Source organism: Acidimangrovimonas pyrenivorans (assembly GCF_042643245.1).
Taxonomy (GTDB): Bacteria; Pseudomonadota; Alphaproteobacteria; order Rhodobacterales; family Rhodobacteraceae; genus Acidimangrovimonas; species Acidimangrovimonas pyrenivorans.
In genome coordinates this window covers 1-2230 of the sequence record NZ_JBHRSK010000042.1, presented here as the reverse complement: position 1 = coordinate 2230, position 2230 = coordinate 1, and the positions used below count along the sequence as shown (strand labels likewise).

3 protein-coding genes are annotated in these 2230 nt (G+C 70.4%); all 3 read left to right on the top strand.

The features are described 5' to 3' along the window. Nucleotides 1-526: dTDP-glucose 4,6-dehydratase (locus ACFOES_RS21050; RefSeq protein ID WP_377835694.1), on the top strand; the 526-nt coding region annotated here is incomplete at its 5' end. Beyond that, a complete protein-coding gene (gene rfbD, locus ACFOES_RS21045) occupies nucleotides 523-1377 on the top strand; it encodes a dTDP-4-dehydrorhamnose reductase (RefSeq protein WP_377835693.1) in 855 nt (284 codons plus the stop codon). The genes ACFOES_RS21050 and rfbD, both read left to right, overlap by 4 nt. Then, on the top strand, nucleotides 1374-2230 hold an 857-nt coding region (gene rfbA, locus ACFOES_RS21040; RefSeq protein ID WP_377835692.1), incomplete at its 3' end, for a glucose-1-phosphate thymidylyltransferase RfbA. The genes rfbD and rfbA, both read left to right, overlap by 4 nt.

Below are 2230 nucleotides of genomic sequence, written 5' to 3'. Positions count from 1 at the left end.
CGGCCTGCCGGTGGTGCTGACCAACTGCTCGAACAATTACGGCCCCTACCACTTCCCCGAGAAGCTGATCCCGGTGGTGATCCTGAACGCGCTGGCGGGCAGGGAGATCCCGGTCTACGGCGCGGGCGAGAACGTGCGCGACTGGCTCTATGTCGAGGATCACGCCGACGCGCTGCTCTTGGCGCTGGAGAAGGGCGCGCCGGGGCGGAGCTACAATATCGGCGGCGAGAACGAGCGCCGCAACATCGACCTGGTGCGGACGATCTGCGCCATCCTCGACGCCAGGCGGCCGAAGCCGGCGGGCAGCTATGCCGACCAGATCGCCTTCGTCACCGACCGGCCGGGCCATGACGCGCGCTACGCCATCGACCCGACGCGGATCCGGGAAGAACTGGGCTGGCGGCCCTCGGTGACGGTCGAGGAGGGGCTCGAGAAGACGGTGCAATGGTATCTCGACAACGAGCCCTGGTGGCGGGCGCTGCAGGACCGGCAGGGCGTCGGCGAACGGCTGGGAGTGAAGGCGTGAGGCTGCTGGTCTTCGGCCGCAGCGGCCAACTGGCGCGCGAATTGGCGCGGCTGGCGCCCGGGGCGACGTTCCTCGACCGCGCCGCCGCCGACCTCTCGGATCCGGCGGCCTGCGCCGCGGCGGTGACCCGCGCAGACGCCGATGTCATTCTCAACGCCGCCGCCTATACCGCCGTCGACAAGGCGGAAGAGGAAGAAGAGCTCGCGACCGCGATCAACGGCGCCGCGCCGGCGGCGATGGCGCGGGCGGCGGCGGCGCGCGGGCTGCCGTTCCTGCAGGTCTCGACCGATTACGTCTTCGACGGCGCGGGGGAAGCCCCCTGGCGCCCCGACGCGCCCACCGCACCGCTGGGCGCCTATGGCCGCAGCAAGCTGGCCGGCGAGGCAGGCGTGCGGGCGGCGGGCGGTGCCCATGCCATCCTGCGCACCTCCTGGGTGTTCTCGGCCCATGGCGCGAATTTCGTCAAGACGATGCTGCGGCTCGGGGCCGAGCGCGACGGGCTCAACATCGTCGCTGACCAGGTTGGCGGGCCGACCGCGGCGGCCGATATCGCCGCGGCGCTGCTGGTCATGGCGCGCGCCTTCGCCGCCGGCGCCGCCGCCTCGGGCACGTATCATTTCAGCGGCGCGCCCGATGTCAGCTGGGCCGGCTTCGCGCGCGAGATCTTCGCCCGGGCGGGCCTGACCTGCGCCGTGACCGAGATTGCCAGCAGCGCCTACCCGACCCCGGCGCGGCGGCCGCTCAACTCGCGGCTCGACTGCACGACATTGAAGACCGCCTTCGGCATCGACCGGCCCGACTGGCGGCAGAGTTTGACACGCGTATTGAAAGAACTGGAGATTGCGGCATGACCAAGCGCAAGGGCATCATCCTCGCCGGGGGCTCGGGGACGCGGCTCTACCCGATCACCATGGCGGTCTCGAAACAGCTGCTGCCGGTCTATGACAAGCCGATGATCTATTACCCGATCTCGGTGCTGATGTTCGCCGGCATCCGCGAGATCGCGATCATCACCACGCCGCAGGACCAGGCCCAGTTCCAGCGCGCGCTCGGCGACGGCTCGCAATGGGGGCTCGAGTTCACCTGGATCGTGCAGGAATCGCCCGACGGGCTGGCCCAGGCCTATCTCCTGGCCGAGGCGTTCCTGGCCGGCGCGCCCTCGGCGATGGTGCTGGGCGACAACATCTTCTTCGGCCAGGGCCTGTCGCGGATGATGGCGGCGGCGGATGCCAAGCCCGAGGGCGGCACCGTCTTCGGCTACCACGTCGCCGACCCGGAACGCTACGGCGTCGTCGCCTTCGACGCCGAGGGCCGGGCGACCCAGATCATCGAGAAACCCGAGACGCCGCCCTCGGATTACGCCGTCACCGGGCTCTATTTCCTCGACGGCAGCGCGCCCGAGCGGGCCCGCAGGGTGACGCCCTCGGCCCGCGGCGAGCTCGAGATCACGACCCTGCTCGAGATGTATCTCGCCGAGGGGCTGCTCGACGTCCAGACCATGGGCCGCGGCTTCGCCTGGCTCGACACCGGCACCCATGCCAGCCTGCTCGACGCCGGCAACCTCGTCCGCACCCTCGAGGCCCGCCAGGGCCTGCAGACCGGCTGCCTCGACGAGATCGCCTTCGAAAACGGCTGGATCTCCCGCGACGCCCTGCGCCAACGCGCCGAGATGCTGCGCAAGAACGACTACGGCCGGTATCTGTT